This window comes from Thalassospira lucentensis MCCC 1A00383 = DSM 14000 (genome assembly GCF_000421265.1).
Lineage (GTDB): Bacteria > Pseudomonadota > Alphaproteobacteria > Rhodospirillales > Thalassospiraceae > Thalassospira > Thalassospira lucentensis.
In genome coordinates this window covers 19,207-38,166 of record NZ_ATWN01000010.1, presented here as the reverse complement: position 1 = coordinate 38,166, position 18,960 = coordinate 19,207, and the positions used below count along the sequence as shown (strand labels likewise).

Genomic DNA, 18,960 nt, shown 5'->3' with positions numbered 1-18,960 from the left:
AGTGCGGTGGTGCAGTGGTGGGCGGCATTGCGGGTGAGATAGAGCGCGATATAGCGCGATTGCGGTTTCAAGTCCTCCGCTCCATCTTCACCCGTTAACGCAGCCTGTTGGGGCCTTATGCCGCCTTGGACGGCAAATCGGTAAGCAATTTGGTCAGCGCGTCTACACTTGTCACCGGCGCAGAGCAAACCGGCCACTGACAGACATAGGCGGTTTCCTTGCCATCAATCGCGGTTTTGCCAGATGCCGGGTGACCCGCGGGCAGGGTATCGGCTTCTGACAGGATGGTGATCGCCCGGTTGGGCAGATAGGCGGCAAAGATCGCACGGCGCATCTCAAGATAAATCTGGCTGCGGTCCTTGGCAATCAGGACAATCTGCACCGGGTTTTGCAGCATTTCCGCGGCCAGAAGCAATCCCGGCATATTGGGGAATTGTTCGGTCAAACGCCCGCCAAAGGCCGAAAGCGTGATTTCCGTGCGGTCGCGATAGGTCGTATCCCCGGTCAGCGCATAGAGCTTGGCCAAATTCTGCGCCATAATCGCATTGCCCGACGGGACTGCGTTATCCATATGCGGTTTCTGACGGACAATCAGGTCCGTGGCATCCGATGCCGACTGGAAATAGCCGCCCTTGGCATCAGCAAACAGGGTTTCAACCGTGTCAGACCATGCAACCGCCTCACGCAGATAGGCATCCTCGCCAAAGCATTCAAACAGGCGCAAAGCAGCCCGGATCATATGGGCGTAGTCTTCAAGCATCCCGGTATGCTGGGCTTTACCATCGCGGTAACTGTGCAGGAACCGGTCATTTTTCATCAGGGTATTGGTGACGAAATTATAGGCCAGCTTGGCGTAATCCAGCCAATCAGCGCGCTTGAACGTCATGGCGGCTTCGGCCATGGCGGCAATTGTCATCGCGTTCCAGTCGGTCAGGGCCTTGTCATCCCAGCCCGGACGGATGCGGCTGGCGCGTTCGGTCAGCAATATTTGGCGCAGGTTCGCCAGTTTTTCCTCGGTCGCCTCATCGGCAAGGCCCAAGCCCGACTGGGTGCGGTTAAGGATGGTATTGCCTTCCCAGTTGCCGCCTTTTGACACGTCATAGAATTTCTTGAACAGATCGGCGTCATCGCCCAAAAGCGCGTCAATTTCGGCCTCTGTCCAGACATAGAACTTGCCTTCAACGCCTTCGCTGTCGGCATCAAGGCTGGCGGTAAAGGCGCCGCCGGTAATGCGCATTTCGCGCAAGATCCAGGTGATGGTTTCTTCCACACGCTTGGCATAAAGCGGATTGGCATCGACCCGCCAGACATCGCACAAAAGATCAATCAGCTGCGCATTGTCATAAAGCATCTTTTCAAAATGCGGCACCAGCCATTGGTCATCCACCGCATAGCGGGCAAACCCGCCGCCCAGATGATCATAAATGCCGCCCTGACACATGCGATCAAGGCTGTGTTTGACGATGCGTTTAAGCTCATCATCGTCGCTGCGCACCCCGGTCCGCCAAATCAGCGACAACAAACTGGGCTGCGGGAATTTCGGCGCACCGGTTGTGCCGCCATTTTTCGCATCCATGATCTGCAAACAGCCATGCCCGCAACGATCAATCATTTCCAAGCTCGGGACGGCCCCATTGGCACCGCTGTTCATTTTTTGAAGTGCGCCCGAAATCTGCGTGACGTTGTGGCGGATATCTTCGGGCTTTTCGGCATAAAGCTTGGCGATTGTTTTAAGGACTTCGTCAAATCCGGGGCGGCCATAACGCGCGGTTTTGGGAAAATACGTCCCGCCCCAGAACGGCTCCCCATCCGGGGTCAAAAACATGGTCAGCGGCCAGCCGCCCTGTTGACCGAGTAACGCCAGCGCATTTTGATACACCGCATCCAGATCGGGGCGTTCTTCACGGTCAAGCTTGATGTTGACGAACAACTCATTCATCAGCCCGGCCATGTCGTCATCTTCGAAACTTTCATAGGCCATGACATGGCACCAGTGACACGCCGCATAGCCGACAGACAAAAGGATCGGCTTGTTGGCGGCCTTGGCCGCAGCCAGAACCTCCGTGTTCCAGGGTTGCCAGTGCACCGGGTTATCTGCGTGCTGGCGCAGATAGGGGCTGGTTTCTGATCCAAGATTGTTTGTCGCGAGATCCATGTCATTTCCTGTGCCGCCAATCGGGTGGCGGGCGTTTGGTGGGCAGGTGCGAATCAGGTGGCGTTCATGATCCGTAACTCTTTGTTATGGTGTTTATCCTAAGGGTAGAACCATCATACTTAAAGGCCAACGGCGGTAATTCTTTGTCGGGTGACCCGATAAAGTGGTTTTTGCGGCGCGGATTTGCTGATTATGCCCGGTTATGCCCGATTATGATTGAGATGCCGCTAGGGCAAGTCATAATGATTGCGACCAGATAACAGAAAAGAACAAGGAGATCGGGGCGATGAAAGTAACCGTCGATATAGATTGCAGCCCGGAAGAACTGCGCACCTTCTTTGGCTTGCCAGATGTTCAGCCGATGCAACAGGCGATGATGAAAGAAATCGAAGACCGCATGAAAGCCAATCTTGCGGCGATGGACCCCGAAACCATGGTCAATACCTGGCTGCCTCAGGGCATGCAGAACTGGGATCAGATGCAAAAGGCATTCTGGGGCCAGTTCAACGCCGCCGGACAAACCGGGCAGGGCGGAAAACCGGGCAAAAAAAGCGATAAGGACTGAATTGTTGAGCGACCATTACTATCAGGCACATGTGTTTGTCTGTCAGAACGAACGCCCAAGCGGGCATGAGCGCGGATGTTGCAACTCCAAGGGTGCCACCAAACTGCGCAATTATATGAAGGTGCGGGCCAGGGAACTGGGCCTGCCGATGACGCGGATCAACACCGCCGGGTGCCTTGATCGCTGCGAATTGGGGCCGGTGATGGTGATTTACCCTGAAGGCATCTGGTATCGCTATGACAGCATGGAAGACATCGACACCATCCTCAACGACCACCTTGTCGGTGGGCAGGTGGTCGAACGGTTGCGGCTTGCGGTGGATCAATGACGATCCTGACGACGTCACGGTCCCGGGTTTCTAAGGTTTTGACCGCTAAATTTTCCGACACCGATTGCTGTGTCGTGACTCCTGAGCAGCCATCATCTCAAACCGTCACTCCCGCGTAGGCGGGAGTCCATGGTGCTGCAAGCGCCGACCGCTTGTCTTCGGGCCTATGAGAACGCGGTCTGGATACCCGCCTTCGCGGTCATGACGGGTGACGGGGGAAATCCTTTTTATTCTTCTGTTCCGGCCTTAAAGACCTGTTGGTATTTAAAGCGATATGTTGACCTTTCGGTCTGTCTGACCGATATCGACAGCACAGATTGACTGATCGCGTTGCCATGCCATCACGCAGGCCGCAGCGGTTGCCACAGCCAAAACGACGGACAGACGATGATTGCACACCAAAACACCATTTTTGCCCTGTCATCCGGGGCCGGACGTGCCGGCGTTGCCGTCATCCGTCTTTCGGGTCCTGCGGCGGGCCAGACGCTCTGTGCGTTGCTGGGACGTGATCACCTGCCCAAACCGCGCCATGCGGTCTATGCGCCGATCCGCGACCCGCAAAGCGGCGAACGGCTTGATGATGCGGTGGCGATCTATTTTGCCGGTCCGGCCAGCTTTACCGGCGAAGATGTGGTGGAGCTTCATACCCACGGTGGGCGGGCCGTGATTGACGGGGTGCTGGAATGCCTGTCGCGCCAACCGGGCCTGCGGATTGCCGAGCCGGGCGAGTATACCAAGCGCGCCTTTGAAAACGGCAAGATGGATTTGACCGCGGCCGAAGGCATTGCCGATTTGATCGATGCGGAAACCGCCGCCCAGCGCCGTCAGGCCGTGCGCCAGATGGCCGGGGAGTTGGGCGCGCTGTATGAAGATTGGCGCGCACGCCTGATGAAGGCCTTGGCCCATATTGAGGCCGATATTGATTTCCCCGACGAAGATTTGCCCGATGGCATTGTGCCGGTGGTGCGCGGTGATTTGATTGCGGTGGGCGACGCAATGACCAACCATCTGGCCGATAATCGCCGGGGGGAACGTCTGCGCGAAGGGTTCCAGATTGTCATCCTTGGCGCGCCCAATGCCGGGAAATCAAGCTTGCTTAACCGCCTGGCCCAGCGCGATGCCGCCATTGTGTCGGAAATTGCCGGGACGACGCGCGACATGATCGAAGTCCATCTTGATCTGGGTGGGTTCCCGGTCACCATGGTTGATACCGCCGGGCTTCGCGAAAGCGGTGATGTGATTGAAACCGAAGGCGTGCGCCGTGCGACGGCGCGGGCCGATAATGCCGATTTGCGCCTTGTGGTGATTGACCGCGACGACTGGCCGACCATTGATCCCGAAGCCGCCCGTTTGATTGATGGCAGTACCATATTGCTGATCAACAAGGTCGATGATCTTGGCAGCGCCGATATTCCCAAGGTCTGGAACGGCGCGTCTGCGGGCGGGGCCAAGCTGGAGCTTCCCGTTTTGCCCATATCGGCCATGACCGGGCAGGGGATGGAAAGCCTCTTGCAACTGCTGGAGACTCGCGTAAAAGAAGGGCTCGATTTTGCCGGTCCCGTACCCCTGACACGGTTGCGGCACCGCCGGGCACTTGAAAGTGCCAGCGACCATCTGGATCGCGGAATGAAGACCGATATCGCCGAACTTGCTGCTGAGGATGTACGCCTCGCGGTGCGGGAAATCGGCAAGATTACCGGACGTGTCGATGTAGAAGACTTGCTCGATATTATTTTCGGCGACTTCTGTATCGGCAAATAGGATTACCAGAAAGTGTTTCACGTGAAACATCGGCTGTTCCGATGACGCGTGTTTGACGTTTAGAACCCCTAAAAGGTTCGATCCCGCAAAACGACGGCGGGGGATGGAATGAGGAAGTCGATGTCTCAGACTGAGCAGCAGAACCGTTTTGATGTGATTGTGGTTGGCGGAGGCCATGCCGGTTGCGAAGCCGCGGCTGCCGCTGCCCGCATGGGGGCCAACACCGCACTGGTCACGCACCGTGCCGATCGCATCGGGGAAATGTCGTGTAACCCGGCCATCGGTGGTCTGGGCAAGGGGCATATGGTCCGCGAAGTTGATGCGCTGGACGGGGTGATGGGACGTGCCATTGACCGCGCTGGTATTCAGTTCCGTATGCTCAATCGTTCCAAGGGCCCGGCCGTACGCGGACCGCGTGCGCAGGCCGACCGCAAACTGTATCGCCAGGCGGTGCAGGATATCTTGGCTGAGCAAGAAAACCTCACCATCCTTGAAGGCGGTGTTGAGGATCTGATCATTGATGAGAACCATCGCGTTGCGGGTGTGATCACTGGCGATGGCAGCAGCTATCATGCGGGCGCAGTCGTTCTGACCACCGGCACATTCTTACGCGGGCTTATTCATATCGGTGAAAAAACCACGCCGGCGGGGCGCATTGGTGATGCACCTTCGATGGGGCTTTCCGAGACGCTGGAAAAATACGACTTCAAACTGGGCCGTCTTAAAACCGGAACACCGGCGCGCCTTGATGGCCGGACCATTGATTGGGCCAGCCTGCAGGAACAGCCGGGCGACACACCGCCCGATCCGTTTTCCTTCCTGACTTCTGAAATCACCGTGCCGCAAATCCCGTGTCATTTGACCTGGACGACGGAAGCCACCCACGAAATCATTCGTGCCAACCTGCACCGCGCACCAATGTATAGTGGCCAGATCAACAGCAGCGGCCCGCGCTATTGCCCGTCGATTGAAGACAAGGTCGTGCGTTTTGCCGAGAAAAACCAGCACCAGATTTTCCTTGAGCCCGAAGGCTTGGATGATCCGACCGTCTATCCGAATGGCATTTCAACCTCATTGCCGGAGGACGTTCAGCTCGCCATGCTGGTGACCATTCCGGGTCTGGAAAAGGTCGAAATCTTCCGCCCCGGTTATGCCGTGGAGTATGATTTCGTTGATCCGCGTGAATTGCGCCATACGCTGGAAACCAAAAAAATCGCCGGGCTGTTCTTTGCCGGGCAGATCAATGGCACGACCGGCTATGAAGAAGCCGCCGGGCAGGGGCTTGTCGCTGGGGTCAACGCTGCCCTGTTATGTGATGGCAGCGAACGTGAATTCCGGCTGGATCGGGCGGACGCCTATATCGGGGTGATGATTGATGATCTGGTGACGCAGGGGACGCGCGAACCCTATCGCATGTTTACCTCGCGCGCCGAATACCGGTTGATGCTGCGCGCCGATAACGCCGATCAGCGTTTGACGGATCGCGGGCTTGAAATCGGTTGTGTTGCATCGACCCGAGAACAGGTTTGGGGCGATAAAAAAGCTGCCCTTCAGGCTGCTAAGAGTGATGTGTCCAGCTTGGCCGAAACACCCAATACGCTGGTGAAATTTGGCATCAAAATCAATCTTGATGGCGTGCGCCGCAGTGCCTATGACCTGCTGGCTTATCCTGATATCGACTTTGATACCCTGACACAGGTTTGGCCGCAGCTTGCGACGATTGATCCGGCGATCAAAGAACAGGTGGCGATTGACGCGCAATATAAAGGCTACCTTGACCGTCAGTCGGCCGACATTGCGGCCTTCCGCCGGGACGAAGAATTGCGCCTGCCACGCGGTCTTGATTTCGATAAGGTCGGTGGTCTTTCGGCGGAAATTCGCATTAAGCTGAAAGAAATTCAGCCGGAAACCATCGGTGCCGCATCGCGCATTCCCGGTGTAACCCCGGCGGCGGTCACCGCCCTGTTGGGTCATATCAAAAGTCACAAGCATCAGGTCAAAAACGCCCGCAGCGCATAAAGCCTCAAGGCCGATAGATGCGTAGGCGCGCGAGGCAACCTGTCGCCTCTGACAAAATTCGCGCCATCGACAAAGATCAACAGCCCGGTCGGTTCACTCCGATCGGGCTGTTTTCGTTTAGGTCAGTGCAACCGAACATCACACCTAAAGCGCCAAGCCGTATCTGCGTCCTTATGGGGTAACCTTTGATGGAGAGGGGGCGAAGTCATCCGAAGGAAGTAAGGTATCTTTCAATAAGATCAAGCCGCGCCACCAAACGCCAAGAATCGATCACCAACCCAGCGACCAACCCAGCGACCAAGAGGTAAAGGGTAGGTGTCTCGATATTCAGATGCGTGCCCGCGAGCGCAGGCTCATGAGGAAGTAAGCCGATGCATTTTTCTGACGAAAAACATCTTTTTCAATGTTTCACGTGAAACATTTTGGCAAAAATTGATCTATTTTCGCTGCTCTGGGAGATAAAAAGATGCGTCAATGTGAAGTCAAAGCTGGCGTGTTTTGAAAACGCGGCGTATAAATCGTTTATGCAATCCATTTCCGAACCCGTAAAAACATGGTTTGAGCGCGATTTGAGTGTTTCACGTGAAACATTGGACCGCTTGAGCCAGTATGCAGACCTCGTTGTGAAGTGGCAGCCGCGGATTAATATTGTCGGCGCCAGCACAGCAGAAGACGTTTGGGGACGTCATTTACAGGATTCTGCGCAGCTTTGGCCGCATCTTCAGGACGTCGCGACCACTGGTAAAATCGTCGATTTTGGGTCTGGCGCTGGTTTCCCCGGCATTGTCCTTGCCATACTAGGGGCAGGCGATATCACGATGATGGAATCCAACACCAAGAAAACCGTCTTTCTGATGGAAGCAGCACGGGTGTGTGGTGTTCTTGGGCAGACCAAGATTGCCCGCGAGCGAATCGAAGCGGCCCAGCCGTGCGAAGCCGATGTGGTGACGGCACGTGCTTTCGCACCATTGCCAAAGCTGCTGGAGTTTGGCCAAAGACACCTGAAGCCGGGTGGCCATTATGTGTTGCTAAAAGGACGTGCCTTTGAGGATGAACTGGCGGACGCACGCGACGCTGGTTGGACATTTGATGTAACCACGCATGCCAGCCTGGTCGATCCGGACGGCGTTGTGATGATCTTAAAAGGAGTAAGCCGGTGACCGACGTAATTGACTTGCCGCTTTCGACCAAAGCCAAGGGTGACGGACATCGCCCGCGCATCATTTCGGTGGCCAATCAAAAGGGTGGGGTTGGTAAGACAACGACGACGATTAATCTGGCGACTGCCCTGGCGGCGGTGAACCAGCGGGTTTTGATTGTTGATCTTGACCCGCAGGGCAATGCCAGCACCGGTCTTGGCTTGCGACCGTCGGATCGTCAGATCAGTTCCTATGACGTGTTGATCAACGGCAAGACCCTTGAAGAAGCGCGGATTGATACGCCGATCCCGCGTCTGAGCATTGTGCCCGCGGGCATGGATTTGACGGGGGCGGAGATTGAGCTGGTTGATTTCGAGCGGCGCGAAACCCAGCTTAAAGAATCACTGGCCCGGTTGCCGCATGACGTTGATTACGTGCTGATTGATTGTCCGCCGTCTTTGGGGCTTTTGACCCTGAATGCACTGGTGGCGTCTGACGCAGTTTTGGTGCCATTGCAGTGTGAGTTCTTTGCACTTGAAGGCATCAGTCATCTGGTACGTACGATCAAGCGGGTCAAAAAGGCGTTTAACCCGGATCTTGAGATTCAGGGCATTGTTCTGACCATGTATGACAAGCGTAATAACCTGTCTGCACAGGTTGCCAATGATGTACGTGATTATTTTGGCGATGTGGTTTATCGCACCGTGATTCCGCGCAATGTCCGGGTATCGGAAGCTCCAAGTCACGGCACGCCGGTTCTGGTTTACGATATGAAATGCCCCGGTTCACGGGCCTATCTTAATCTCGCCAGTGAAGTCTTGAAACGTGAAGGGGTGAAAGCATGAGCGAAGCAAAAAAACGTGGGTTGGGTCGCGGGCTGTCGGCCCTTCTGGGTGAAGAAGACGAGGATGTCGGGGTTGCCGTTGCCGCCAATGCCGACGCGGCGGTCGCACACCCGGGGCCGGGTGGCACGACGCAGCATATTGCGATTACCGATCTGAAGCCGTCGCCGTTCCAGCCGCGCAGTAATTTTGACGATGAAGCAATCGATGACCTCGCGGCCTCAATCCGCGAGAAGGGTATTATCCAGCCGATTCTCGTCCGCGCGTCGTCAACCGGTGAAACCACCTATGAAATCATTGCTGGCGAACGGCGCTGGCGCGCCGCACAGCGTGCCCAGCTGCATGAAGTGCCAGTATTGGTGCGCGACTTTGATGACCGTGAAACCGCTGAAATTGCCCTGATTGAAAACCTGCAGCGTCAGGATCTTTCGCCGCTGGAAGAAGCTGAGGGCTATAACCGCCTGATGAGCGAGTTTGCCCATACGCAGGAAGCGCTGGGTCAGGCGCTGGGCAAAAGCCGAAGCCATATTGCCAACAGCTTGCGTCTTCTGGCGCTTGCTGCACCGATCAAGCAGATGCTGTCAGACAAGGTTTTAAGTGCGGGTCATGCGCGTGCTTTGCTGGGTGCTGAGAATGCGGTTGAGTTGGCAACCCAAATTGTCAAAAAAGGTTTGAACGTCCGCCAGACGGAAAAACTGGTGAAAACCGACGGCGGGAAAACAGCCCGTCCGAAGAAGTCATCAGGGGGGCGTTCTGCCGATAAAGACCCAGATACAGTGTCTTTGGAGCGCGACCTTAGCAACATGTTGGGGTTGGCGGTTAATATCGACTTTGACGGCGCGGCGGGGAAAATTTCGATCCGCTATGAAACGCTTGAGCAGCTTGACGACATTTTACAACGCCTGACCCACGGGAAGGCGGGGGAAATGGCGGGTGACGACTCCGGTGCTGATCCGTCTGATTCTGATGAAAACGAATTCGACTCGATGTTTATCGAAGACGATGAAGCCGGTAGCGGTGCGGGAAATGATGATGAGGATGCGCTGACGGTTGAGCTCGAATCGATTGCTGATGCGGTGCACGGCACTGAAGACATGGCTGGGGACGTGCTTGACGACGACCTGATCATGGATGATGAGCCCGAAGGGGATGCGCCGATCGAACAGGAAGAGGTTGGCGAAGACGCGCTGGAGGAGGTGGCCGATGGCACCGGAAAAAAGCCGGAACGCAAAATCCGCATGCAAGATCTTGATCGCGACAAGATGAACGCGCTTAAGGCGCTTAAGCAAGAGCAGGATAAAGCCAGAGCCAAGGCCAACGGGACTACGGTTGAAGTGAAGCGCATTCTTTAGGGTTTAAAGCCCGGCATACCGTCTCAGCGTCGATATTTGAACCGGGTTATAGACTCATACGAAAAGCGAAGGGCTTTAAAAACCGGGGACTCGGTACTATACAGCCGCTCCGAGCACTTTTTGTCGCGCATCCTGGGTGTTGAGTCATGCCATTTACAGGTTAAGTCAGGCTTTTGCCGAGGCGGCCCTGTGATGTTTTAGCGACGTGCCTGCTTTTGCCGGGCGACGGCGATTTTGATCATGGCACGGTGCGCGATGGTTTCAGGAACGGCAAGACCACTTTTGCAGTCTTTTTCGGCCTCGAGCAGGATTTGCAGCGCGCGTTGCAAGGTTGGAACGGCCCAATTGTTCAGATTGGCCCGGAACTGATCGGCGGCCTTGAAAAACAGCGGCGGGCGCAGGGATTTCATTGCCTGTTCCGTATTGGCTCCTTGGGTGATCTGTCCCTTAACCAGATGTAGTTTCTGGAAATATCCGAGCATCATGCGAAGCGCGCCAACCGGATTGAGGCCTTCTTCGGTGAGGCGGGTGAGGGCCGTGTCGAGATTGACGACATTGCCCTGCGAAACAGCTTGAATGACATCGTCATAGTGGCGGGCTGAGCTGTCGCCAACGCAATCCATCGCATCGGCCAGTGTGACCTGACCGTCCTTGAGCGCATAAAGGGCGAGTTTTTCAAGCTCGCTTCGCGATATCATGCGGTCCGAACCAAGATTGGCGACCAGATAACGGGTGGCGTCGCGGTCAATGCGCAGTTTGTGATCCTCCATCACCGCACTGATCAGACCTTCAAGGTCGCGGCCGCTGTCAGCATAGCACGGCAGCGCCATGCCGTTACCGGCCTTTTCAACCGCCTGACGCAATTTGGAACGGGATGGTAAACTGCCGGCTTCGATCACGATCAGCGCGTCACCCGCAGGGTCTTTGAGGAAGTCGGCAATTGCCGGTGCCTGTGCATCGCCAATGTCGCGGAGCCGGATGACACGGCGTCCGCCGCCAAAGCTGATGGCGGCGGCTTCGTCGCGCAGGCGGCTGCTGTCTTCTTTAAGCTGGGCACTGCCCATTTCGATTACCCGAAAAGGATCCTTGAGGTCTTCGACCACGGTTTTGGCAAGCTTTACTGCGCGTTCGCGCACAAGACCTTCGTCCTCGCCATAGATCAGCACGAGCTGTGCCTTGGCGTCGGGCGCACGGAGAAAGGTTTCGACCTGGGCTGCCTTGAGTTTCATGGATCAGATATGTCTTCCAGAGAGGCCTTACGGAATGGCGCGCAGGCCAACCGCAACCTGATTGGCGATTTGCTGTGCCAGATTGCGCGCGGCGTCACGACGGGCGGCTTTTTCTGCTTCGAGGCTGGCGAAGTCCGAATCGACGATGTTGTAACTAGTGCGTGCCCTTACGAAGCCCTGACGCAACAGTGTGGCGTCGGACTTGCGGGTTAGTTGATAGGTTGCTTCAAGCAAATAGTCGGCAATTGTCGCTTCGTTGTCTTTGGTAAAGCCCTGTTCGCTGGTCGACTCGGATACTTTGACATCCAATGTGTAGGCCGGGTTGGTAACTTGACCACGGGGTGTGAGGGTTTCGATCAAAAGATTGCGCGTTATTTGACCAACACGGTCATTGATCAAGCTGACCTCAACCTGTGACATATCGGTTGTCGTGCTTTGTCCACTGCGATCTTCTGCATAGAGCGGGCGAAAGCCGCAGGCACTCAGAGACATCAGGGCAACCATGGTGATTACCGGGAAAAGGGCGCGCAATTTCATTCGATAGAACCTTTTATCCAAGGAGCTTTCATCAGACCGTGGCGACACAATAGGTCGTAACCGATAAAAGGGCAAAACAGAGTGAGATTGGCAAGGAAAGAATGAAGGGCATCCTGGCTTTCTGGGAGGCTGTTTTGCACACTTTCTGTCTCGTAATGAGCTGTCAGGTTTTGAAACATTGTTCGAAGATTGGCGATGGCAACGTTACTCCGTCCTGCCACCAGTGCCGGATATAGTGTGGCAAAGGTGCTTTTGGGTGTCGCTGGCATTGTGTCAACGCATCTGGTTGCGGGTTTTGCATCAGCCAATGTACGCCAGACCAGACGCAGCCAGCGCCAATGGCCAATCAGAGCGTTTTGTGTGATTTGAAGCGGTCTGTGCAGCGGGACATCTGCCAGCAAGGCAAGGGTGAGGACATCAAGACCGACTTCCTGACACATCGTTCGGGCATCTGGTACAACAAAATCCGTGGTGACTTTTCCCGAAGTGGTCGGGGTTGCGACAAACTCTCCGCCTGCCATTGTGGTAATGGAGGCGGCAAGTGTCTGGCGCAGGGGGCTAAGTGGTCCGGAAAGTGCTGCATATATATCGGGGCGTTGCTGTTCAACGAAGAACCCCCAATCGCGTATCAGCGAATGGGGGTTGTATTCAGGCGATATATATAAAGAGGTATCGTCCATCAGCCTACTCGGCGGTTGCGCTATCGATTCGCAACTGGCGGGCGCGGGTGAGGATGGCGTCTTCCATCGATGTGACTGTACCCGGTTCGACCACGGCATCCTGCCACTGATTGGGGCCGACATTGACTTGGCGGAAAACCGAAACCTTAATCGCGTCCGACCGAAGGGCTGTGCCAAGGATATAAGCCGTCAGCTTGAACCGCTCATTTGGCGTTTCACCGGGCGTGTACCAGTCGGTAATGATCACCCCGCCAAACGGATCGGCTGAGTTAAGAGGCATAAAGGACAGGGTGTCGAGTGTCGCACGCCATAAGAAGCTGTTTACGCCGATGCCCGATCCGGTGCCTTTCTTGGAATCCTCGCCGCCAAACAGGTTTAGACCGTCACCAAAGATGGTACCTTGTTCGTTCTCCTGCGCACGGGTCATGGTGCGACCATTTACACGCTCGTTTGAGTTTGCTGATCCGGGGAACTGGTCATAATCGACAGAGCTTGAAGAACAGCCCGCCAATACTACGGCGAATCCGACGCCAAGGACCAAAGATTTGAACGAAGAAAAGGTCACCATTTCCGGCCTTTAAGATCATTGTGATGCAAAATTTCTGCGAATATAGGGCGGATCGGGTTTGTGATCAAAGAAAACCGGTGTGCTTTTTGTGCCACAGTGTTTGATCAATGTATCATTTTGGACACAGTGTTGCTTGACGGTGCGATCGTTTGATGGCTCCATGCTTCTCGAACCGGGCGGCATAAGCTGTCCAAATAATTTTTGTAGCGTAAAACGCTTGCAAAGACGTTGAGGGAAAAGATGAAAAAGATTCTTGTTGCTTCCAGCGCACTCGTCGCTGTCGCATTCGCAGGCCAGGCTTCGGCTTCCGAAAAAATCAGCCTTTCGGTTGGTGGTTACATGGAACAGTGGATGGGTTTTGCTGATCAGGACAATTATGCTGCTGGCGGTCGTCCGAACGCTTTCCAGTCTGACACCGAAGTTCACTTCTCGGGTTCGACCACGCTCGATAACGGCATCGAAGTTGGTGCTAAAATCGAACTCGAAGGTGAAGGCGGCAACTCCGGCACCATGGTTGACGAACAGTACCTGTACGTCAATGGTGGCTTTGGCCAAGTCAAGCTTGGTGCTGAAGATGGCCCGCAGACCGACATGCTGACCATCGCACCGTCGACCGGTCCGGTTAACGCACAGGATGGCGATCTGGGTAACTGGGTTGACATTGATGGCAACGTTAAGGCCAACATCTATGGCTACAGCGATGCCAAGAAAGTCACCTATTACACCCCGGTTCTTGGCGGTTTCCGCGCTGGTCTTTCCTACACCGATGACGATACCTCGGAAAACAACGACACGGCAAACGGCGGCGATTCACGTTATGCAGCCGGCGTTGAATATATCGGCGATTTCGATGCGGTTTCGATCAAAGTTTCCGGTATGGCCGAAGGCGATTCGGACGATGGTCGTAACTACCATGTCGGTGCCAATGTTGGCTTCGGTGCGTTCTCTGTTGGCGGTTCTTACGGTGCAGCCAATGACGAGTACAATGCTGGTGTTGGCGCAACCAACCGCGCAACCGACGGTTATGATTTTGGTGTTGGCTACAGCATGGATGCCGCTGAAGTGACCCTGACCTACTTCCACGGTGAAGACGAAGGTGGTGCTACCATCACCAATGCTGCTGGCACCGTAACGAGCCGTGGCGAATCTACTTTGGACCATGTTCACTTGGGTCTTGCTTACACCCTCGGTGCTGGTGTGAGCTGGAAATCCTCGGTATTCTGGTTCGAGAACGAGCGTGACCTTGCTGGTGTTGCCGATAACGAAGGTTACGGCGCTGTTACCGGTCTTGCTCTTTCCTTCTAATCCTTATCGGATTAGCTGAAGAGTTGAAGGGGGTGGATTTTCCACCCCCTTCTTTTTTTGTTTGTTGCTATGTTGAGCAAATCCTAAAGCGATCAAACTGCTGGTGGGACGTTAAGATTTTGCGGGCTAATAGATTTCTTCGCGGTTTCGGGTTCTAGATAAGTGGGTTGTTGGGCTTTCCAACCGTTTTTAACGATGGCTTACGTGAAACCGGTTCTGGCAAATCGTTCAAGTGTGTGCAGGTTTCCCCAAGGTAAGAGGCTAGGTCCTAGACCATCCACAACGTCCACACATGCCGCATTATCATTCCCTCAATCGCTAAATCCCTGTGATTTTTCAATCGACTGTAGGGAATATGTTTTTCATCATATTTAAATGACCATTATTTATTTATGTGACTTATTTATGTGGTTTCCTGATCATGTAGGTGTGTATGATGAAATAATAAGACGAGTAATCAGTAAAAATATAGACTATACGGCCAGTTGAGTGACAAAAATGCAACATTGCGATATATAAATAACTAATGGTCATTTATTAATATTGACCCAGGGTCATTTGATGGGTTTTATGGCTCTCGACAGATCGAAGGGCCGCTCGGTTCATTCCCCTTCGTCTCAAACCAATTTTTATCTCGAGGGTTACGATGAAAAAGATTCTTTTTGCTTCCAGCGCACTCGCCGCCGTTGCTTTTGCCGGTTCCGCACAGGCGTCCGAAAAAATCCAGCTTGAAGTTGGTGGTTACATGGAACAGTGGGCTGGTTTCTCTGACCAGGACAACACTCCGTCAGGTGGCCGTAACAATGCATTCCAGTCCGATACCGAAGTTTACTTCTCGGGCAAAACCACCCTTGATAACGGCATTGAAGTTGGTGCCAAAATCGAGCTCGAAGGCGAAACCTCTGGCGATCAGATTGACGAACAGTACCTGTTCGTAAACGGTGGCTTTGGTCGCATCGAAATGGGTAAGAACGACAGTGCAGCTGACTCAATGGCTCTGCGGGCACCGTCGGTTGGTCCGGTTGGCGTCAACGATGGTGATTTGTCAAACTGGGTCGATGCATATTTGATCGATACCATCCGTTCGAGTGGCGATCAGAACCGCGTTAGCTACTTCACCCCGTCCTTCGGTGGTTTCCGTGCCGGTGCGTCGTATGCTGACGACAGCCAGCGCAATGGTAGCAACAGCTACAATGGCACAGACGGCGGCGGTGATAGCATCGTTTCTGGTGCACTTGCCTTTGATCATGACTTCAACGGTGTTGCTCTTGGTCTTTCTGCCACCGGCGAACATTCTGAAGACGGTTACTGGTACGGTCTTGGTTCGACTGTTGGCTTTGGCAACTTCACCGTTGGTGGTTCTTATGGTCACACCGAAGACGACTACGGTCTGAACGCTACCAACCAAGACCTCGATGCGTTTGACCTTGGTGTTTCCTATGCGATGGACGCAGCAACCGTGTCCTTGGGCTATGGTTACGAAGAAGTTGACAACAGCGGTGATATCAGCACGGTTGACCTCGGCATGGCTTACACCCTTGGTGCAGGCGTGACTTGGAAATCTTCTGTCTATTGGTTTGACCAGGAAGCAGACAGCACCAACAATTCTGCTACCAGCGGCATCAGCGGCGACAATGACGGCTACGGCGTTGTAACCGGTCTGCGTCTCGACTTCTAATTCTTCGGAATTGGATGACAGATGTGAAGGAGGTGGCTTTGGCCGCCTCCTTCTTTTTTGTCTGCCTGACGTGCTTGATGCTGATGATTGCACCGATTAAGACGCGATGACTTATGGCGTCGTCGGCATTTTCAAATCTTCGTCCAGCATTTGAAAAATCGCATCTTGATCAGACTGCAAATGCGAGACACAGGGCACGGTTGATTCGACAACCAGCTTTTCGGCCAAAGCTTTGTTGCTGCTTGTGGGAAGATCGCCCAGTTGGTCAAATGGCACTTTGAGGCTGCCCATGCAGCCGATCTGGCCATTGGATGTCGCACGCAGTTTGGCAAGGCCGCAGGGAGCGGTGCAAAAGTCGCCGCTATAGCTGCTTTGCCAGTTGCGTAAATTTGTGTGGCGGCCTTGCAGGACCTTGGCCGCGGCGGATGTGTAAATCCCAAGGCCCGGTGTTTGAAACAGCTTGGTGATGTGGGCCGGGCCGCTGTCGGCCAGCACGACGTAATCTTGTTTTTCCATAAAGCCGATCAGTTGGCCAATCGTGGGAAACCCGTCAATGATGGTGACATTTTCAAGCTCATCGGCGGCAATGCTGTCTTTATAGGCGCGCATGACCCCCTGATAGGCGTTTAAAATCAGGGTGACGTTATGGCCAGCATCGCCAAGCATCTGTGCGATGTCGCGGACCAATGCCGGGGGCAGGGTGCGCAAGGGGGATGAGGCCATGGGCAAAATGCCGATGTTCATGCCCGGCTTTGCCATTGGTTGGCGCGCCGGCAGGGTAATGGGTGATAGGGCAAAGGCCGTGCATAGGGATTCTTCGGGGTTAACCGGCATCTGGGCGATTGTATCCCAGCCTTCCATTTCGCTGAGATCAATCACGTGATCAAACCGGGCGAGCTGTTTTGACGATATGAACAGTTGGAAGATTTCGATGTTGGCAACCGTGGCGAAAATATCCGATGCGCTGGCACTGTTAAGCACAGCGATTTTTGCATCCGGGTATTTTTGGGCAAAGGCGCGAAAGAACAACACCATGCCAACACAATCGCCCAGTGCATCATCGGGGATCAGAAACAAAACACTGGATTTGGCAAAGTCGGTTTCCGACCATGCCGCACGGGGCAAGACCCGGGGGTGGAAGGCATCCGACTTGATCTGGACCGAGGGTGCTGTCGCCAAGGCCTGCTGGCGCAGCAAGGATGTGGTGCGCGTGAAATAAATCGGGCTGCCGTCCGAGGATTGACCCAGTGTCGGGCTGACATTGGGTAGGCCGAACTGAAACGGCACCTTGGATGCGAATCGGGTGAATTTCTTGCGGGCAGGATGCAGCTTATGGTGTGGCTTTGCGGGCATTGCGGGGCGATACTCCATGCACCGGCGGGGGTGATCAAGCCCCAGAAAACCCGATCCCGGCCAAAGACGCAAGGGCTGAGCCGCGCAGTTTCCCAACATTTTCGCGATTGATTCCACCAAGTCCAATCGGGCTGATGTCGTGATGTGTGCAGATGCGGGCAATACGCTGGACAATGTCAAACGGCATGGTGGATGCGCCGGGGTGACTTTGGGTGGCAAAAACCGGGGAAATGAACAGGCCGTCGGGGCGAAATCTTGCCGGTAAAAGGCACAGTTTGCGCGCTGTCGGCATGCTGTGACAGGCCGATGTGACGATCAACCCGTCTGGGATTTGTCGATAGATCGATGGCGACTGCCAGATGCGATATTCGGGCAGATGCACCCCGTCGGCCCCAAGGGTCAGTGCCAGTGCAACGTCATTGGCAATCAGCATCCGGTGGCCCAGACGGCGGCATTGCGAACGCAGTTTTGCCGCAAGGCTGGCCCGGCCAGGGTGATCATAATGGCGAAAAACCACCATGCTGTGACGGGGCAGTTTTGTCATTGCCGCAACCGGATCGGGCAGTCTTTGGTCATCGGTCATGAGGATAACCGGTGGGAAAGGGCCATTGGTAACGCGATTGCGTAAATTCAGTTGGTGTGCCTGCTTTAACAGGGAGGCGTCCATTGATAGTATCCCGATTTCGTAAGGCGTATTTCAAACCATTAGGATCCATCATCCATGAGCGATCATGATCTGTCATCTGGCAATAGCGATGTTGCACAGAACCTGCGCGATATTCAGGACAATATCAATGCCGCCTGTAAGGCGGCTGATCGTGATCCAGATGCGGTGACGCTGGTCTGTGTGTCAAAAAACCACGAAGCAGATCATGTGCGCACGGCATTGGTTGAAGGACGACGGGTTTTTGGTGAAAACCGGGTGCAGGAAGCGGCGGGAAAATGGCCGGGCTTGCGCGATGAATTTCCCGATGTGGAATTGCATCTGATCGGGCCGCTTCAAACCAATAAGGTCAAGGACGCTGCCCGATTGTTTGATGTGATTGAGACGGTGGATCGTCCAAAATTGGCGCGCGCCTTGGCAAAGCACCGTGATGCGACCGGTTCTTGCCCGGATCTTTTCATTCAGATCAATACAGGTGAAGAACCGCAAAAGGCTGGTATCGCCCCCGGCGATGCGGATGAATTTATCGCCATGTGCCGCGATGAGTTGAATTTGCCGATTACGGGATTGATGTGCATTCCACCGGTCGATGAAGAACCGGCACCGCATTTTTTATTGTTGGGCAAGATTGCCGATCGTCGCGGGATTGCGATCAGAAGCATGGGTATGAGCGGTGATTATGAGGCCGCAATTCGGTTTGGTGCGACGCATGTCCGGGTTGGGACAGCGATTTTCGGATCTCGTGGGTATTAACTGGCAATTAAGGTGGTTTTAAATGGCCATAA

The 18,960-nt window shown here is 54.6% G+C and carries 17 protein-coding genes; 10 read left to right on the top strand and 7 right to left on the bottom strand.

Annotated features, from left to right (window positions below):
- Positions 1–115: 115 nt before the first annotated feature.
- Complete coding sequence (locus tag K355_RS0118425) at positions 116–2,155, bottom strand: thioredoxin domain-containing protein (protein ID WP_022733632.1); 2,040 nt, start codon at positions 2,153–2,155, stop codon at positions 116–118.
- A gap of 286 nt (positions 2,156–2,441) precedes the next feature.
- On the opposite strand from K355_RS0118425, the gene K355_RS0118420 reads away from it, so the two are divergent.
- The 7 genes from K355_RS0118420 to K355_RS24420 all read left to right on the top strand — a co-directional run bounded on the left by K355_RS0118420 (position 2,442) and on the right by K355_RS24420 (position 10,161).
- Positions 2,442–2,720: a DUF6489 family protein gene (locus K355_RS0118420; protein WP_022733631.1), complete on the top strand. Its 279-nt coding sequence runs from the start codon at positions 2,442–2,444 to the stop codon at positions 2,718–2,720.
- A gap of 4 nt (positions 2,721–2,724) precedes the next feature.
- Positions 2,725–3,048 (top strand): (2Fe-2S) ferredoxin domain-containing protein, encoded by a 324-nt coding sequence (locus K355_RS0118415; protein ID WP_022733630.1) that lies wholly within the window; start codon positions 2,725–2,727, stop codon positions 3,046–3,048.
- 387 nt (positions 3,049–3,435) lie between these two features.
- Positions 3,436–4,809 (top strand): tRNA uridine-5-carboxymethylaminomethyl(34) synthesis GTPase MnmE, encoded by a 1,374-nt coding sequence (gene mnmE / locus K355_RS0118405; RefSeq protein ID WP_022733628.1) that lies wholly within the window; start codon positions 3,436–3,438, stop codon positions 4,807–4,809.
- Positions 4,810–4,929: 120 nt separating this feature from the next.
- Positions 4,930–6,828, top strand: coding sequence for a tRNA uridine-5-carboxymethylaminomethyl(34) synthesis enzyme MnmG (gene mnmG / locus K355_RS0118400; protein WP_022733627.1), 1,899 nt, complete (start codon positions 4,930–4,932; stop codon positions 6,826–6,828).
- 422 nt (positions 6,829–7,250) lie between these two features.
- Positions 7,251–7,988 carry a 16S rRNA (guanine(527)-N(7))-methyltransferase RsmG gene (rsmG, locus tag K355_RS0118395; RefSeq protein ID WP_245562974.1) on the top strand — a complete coding sequence of 246 codons (738 nt, stop codon included), beginning with the start codon at positions 7,251–7,253 and terminating at the stop codon, positions 7,986–7,988.
- Positions 7,985–8,812 carry a ParA family protein gene (locus K355_RS0118390; protein ID WP_022733625.1) on the top strand — a complete coding sequence of 276 codons (828 nt, stop codon included), beginning with the start codon at positions 7,985–7,987 and terminating at the stop codon, positions 8,810–8,812. The genes rsmG and K355_RS0118390 overlap by 4 nt, the downstream gene beginning before the upstream one ends.
- Positions 8,809–10,161 (top strand): ParB/RepB/Spo0J family partition protein, encoded by a 1,353-nt coding sequence (locus K355_RS24420; RefSeq protein WP_022733624.1) that lies wholly within the window; start codon positions 8,809–8,811, stop codon positions 10,159–10,161. Before K355_RS0118390 ends, K355_RS24420 begins: the two co-directional genes overlap by 4 nt.
- A gap of 197 nt (positions 10,162–10,358) precedes the next feature.
- On the opposite strand, the gene holA is transcribed toward K355_RS24420, so the two are convergent.
- From holA to K355_RS0118365, 4 genes are read right to left on the bottom strand one after another with little or no spacing between them, the layout of a single operon-like run.
- Positions 10,359–11,390 carry a DNA polymerase III subunit delta gene (gene holA, locus K355_RS0118380; protein WP_022733623.1) on the bottom strand — a complete coding sequence of 344 codons (1,032 nt, stop codon included), beginning with the start codon at positions 11,388–11,390 and terminating at the stop codon, positions 10,359–10,361.
- Between the two features lie 27 nt (positions 11,391–11,417).
- Positions 11,418–11,927, bottom strand: a complete 510-nt coding sequence (lptE, locus tag K355_RS0118375) for an LPS assembly lipoprotein LptE (protein ID WP_022733622.1) — start codon at positions 11,925–11,927, stop codon at positions 11,418–11,420.
- Positions 11,924–12,607: a hypothetical protein gene (locus tag K355_RS0118370; RefSeq protein WP_022733621.1), complete on the bottom strand. Its 684-nt coding sequence runs from the start codon at positions 12,605–12,607 to the stop codon at positions 11,924–11,926. The genes lptE and K355_RS0118370 overlap by 4 nt, the downstream gene beginning before the upstream one ends.
- A gap of 4 nt (positions 12,608–12,611) precedes the next feature.
- Positions 12,612–13,034 carry a DUF3576 domain-containing protein gene (locus K355_RS0118365; RefSeq protein ID WP_373964536.1) on the bottom strand — a complete coding sequence of 141 codons (423 nt, stop codon included), beginning with the start codon at positions 13,032–13,034 and terminating at the stop codon, positions 12,612–12,614.
- Positions 13,035–13,415: 381 nt separating this feature from the next.
- Between K355_RS0118365 and K355_RS0118355 the strand changes: the two genes are divergently transcribed.
- Both K355_RS0118355 and K355_RS0118350 read left to right on the top strand, forming a co-directional pair.
- On the top strand, positions 13,416–14,480 hold the full coding sequence (locus K355_RS0118355; protein WP_022733618.1) for a porin: 1,065 nt from the start codon (positions 13,416–13,418) through the stop codon (positions 14,478–14,480).
- Positions 14,481–15,126: 646 nt separating this feature from the next.
- Positions 15,127–16,158 (top strand): porin, encoded by a 1,032-nt coding sequence (locus K355_RS0118350; protein ID WP_022733617.1) that lies wholly within the window; start codon positions 15,127–15,129, stop codon positions 16,156–16,158.
- Between the two features lie 111 nt (positions 16,159–16,269).
- Here K355_RS0118350 and K355_RS0118345 read toward each other — a convergent pair whose 3' ends face one another.
- Entirely contained in the window at positions 16,270–17,511 is a 1,242-nt protein-coding gene (locus K355_RS0118345; RefSeq protein WP_022733616.1) for a glycosyltransferase family 9 protein, read from the bottom strand.
- A gap of 34 nt (positions 17,512–17,545) precedes the next feature.
- A complete protein-coding gene (locus tag K355_RS24415) occupies positions 17,546–18,094 on the bottom strand; it encodes a thiamine phosphate synthase (protein ID WP_162142308.1) in 549 nt (182 codons plus the stop codon).
- Between the two features lie 138 nt (positions 18,095–18,232).
- Between K355_RS24415 and K355_RS0118335 the strand changes: the two genes are divergently transcribed.
- Positions 18,233–18,928 (top strand): YggS family pyridoxal phosphate-dependent enzyme, encoded by a 696-nt coding sequence (locus K355_RS0118335; RefSeq protein ID WP_028791741.1) that lies wholly within the window; start codon positions 18,233–18,235, stop codon positions 18,926–18,928.
- Positions 18,929–18,960 lie beyond the last annotated feature (32 nt).